Origin of the sequence: Methylibium sp. T29-B (genome assembly GCF_000576225.1) — a bacterium.
Classification (GTDB): domain Bacteria; phylum Pseudomonadota; class Gammaproteobacteria; order Burkholderiales; family Burkholderiaceae_C; genus Methylibium; species Methylibium petroleiphilum.
Genome location: NZ_AZSN01000333.1, coordinates 1 through 1,596, shown reverse-complemented (window position 1 = coordinate 1,596; position 1,596 = coordinate 1). Strand labels below are relative to the sequence as shown.

The window sequence follows — 1,596 nt, the reverse complement described above, 5'->3', positions numbered from 1 at the left end:
GGGAGGAATGAATCCATCGGTCGATGCTTCGCGGGAGAGTGGCAAGGAAGGCCACGCACCACCGTCACGGCGGCGTCGGCACGGCATGAACCTTAAAGTTCACGGGCCACCCCACCCAAGCACGTAGTTTCCCTAGGCGTTTTTGTACCGCGCCAGAACAGCTTTCACGGCCGCGGCGGACGCGCGGCCCGCTGCGCTGCGGAGGCTAGGGCACGGTGCGCCGCAGCGCCTCGAAGAACAGCTCCGACTGCAGCCGCTCGCCCAGCGTCTGCTGCGCCACGTGCGCGGCGATGGTCGGCGCCACCGGGGCCAGCGGCCGGCCGGTCGAGCCGGCCAGTACCTGCGTGGCGCAGGCGCGCTCCAGGTAGTAGAGGTCGTCGTAGGCATGCGCCATCGAGGCGCCGCAGACCACCACGCCGTGGTTTCCGAGGAATACCACGTCGGCCCCCCGCATGGCGCGTGCGATGCGTTCGCCCTCCGATGCATCGAGCGCGAGACCGTTGTAGTGCGCATCGATGGCCACGCGGCCGTGGAAGCGCATCGCGTTCTGCGACAGCGTGGTGTCGAGGGCCCGATCGACGGTGAGCGTGAGCGCGGTCGCGTACGGCATGTGGGTGTGCAGCACGCAGGCCTGGCCGGCGATGCGGTGGATCGCGGCATGGATGAACATCGCCGTGGGCTCGACGTCGTGGCGGCCTGCCAGCCGGGCGCCCTGCACGTCGATCATCACGATGTCGTCGGCGCCGATCTCGCTCCACAGCAGGCCGCGCGGATTCAGCAGGAAACGGCCGGAGCCGTCGGGCAGCTCCACGCTGAAATGGTTGCACACGCCTTCGGCCAGGCCGTGAAGCGCGGCGGCCCGCAGCGCCAGCGCCAGGTCGGCGCGCAGCCGCGTCACGGCGGCGGAGCGAAAGTCTGCGTGCTGCTGCGGATCGGTGCGGTTCATGCGGGCCAGTCTATCGGCTCGCCGGCATGCGGCGCGACCGGCCCGTGCTGGCCTGCAACTTGCACGAGCGCTGCACACCCTCCAGGACGCGCCATGTCTGCCACCTTCATCAAGGCCGCCGAAGTCTGGATCCCCAGCGCCGACGGCACGCTGCTCGAGTTCGGCTGCGGCGGCTTCGGCCCGGCGCGCAGCTTCGCGACGATCAGCCGCTCCATGTGCTTTGGCCGTGGCGAGGGACTGCCCGGCCGCGCCTGGGAAGAAGGCCGCCCGGTGCTGCTGCGGCAGTTCGAGGGTTCGATCTTCCAGCGCACCGCCGCCGCCCGGACCGCCGGCATGGACTGCGCCATCGCCCTGCCGCTGTACCTGCACGACCGTCTCACGTCGGTGCTGGTGGTGTTCTGCGGCCACGTGCCCGGACAGGCCGGTGCCCTGGAGCTGTGGCACCACGACCCGCGTATCACCACCGACATGACGCTGGTCGACGGCGCCTACGGCCCCGGCGCTCAGGCCTTCGAGGCGATCTCCCAGGAGACCTACCTGCCGCGCGGCGTGGGGCTGCCGGGCCTGGCCTGGCAGCGTGGCGAGGCGGTGTTCGTCGAGGATCTGCCGGCCGCGCCCGGCCGCTTCCTGCGCAGCGAGGAGGCCGCGGC

The 1,596-nt window shown here is 71.1% G+C and carries 2 protein-coding genes; one reads left to right on the top strand and one right to left on the bottom strand.

The genetic code is table 11. The features are described 5' to 3' along the window. Positions 1-205: 205 nt before the first annotated feature. The gene (locus tag Y694_RS21695; RefSeq protein WP_036236645.1) at positions 206-946 is read right to left on the bottom strand and encodes an aldolase; all 741 of its coding nucleotides are present in this window, start codon (positions 944-946) and stop codon (positions 206-208) included. A gap of 93 nt (positions 947-1,039) precedes the next feature. Here Y694_RS21695 and Y694_RS21690 point away from each other — a divergent pair. Then, positions 1,040-1,596 (top strand): GAF domain-containing protein (locus Y694_RS21690; protein WP_036236643.1); only part of this gene is annotated, 557 nt, incomplete at its 3' end.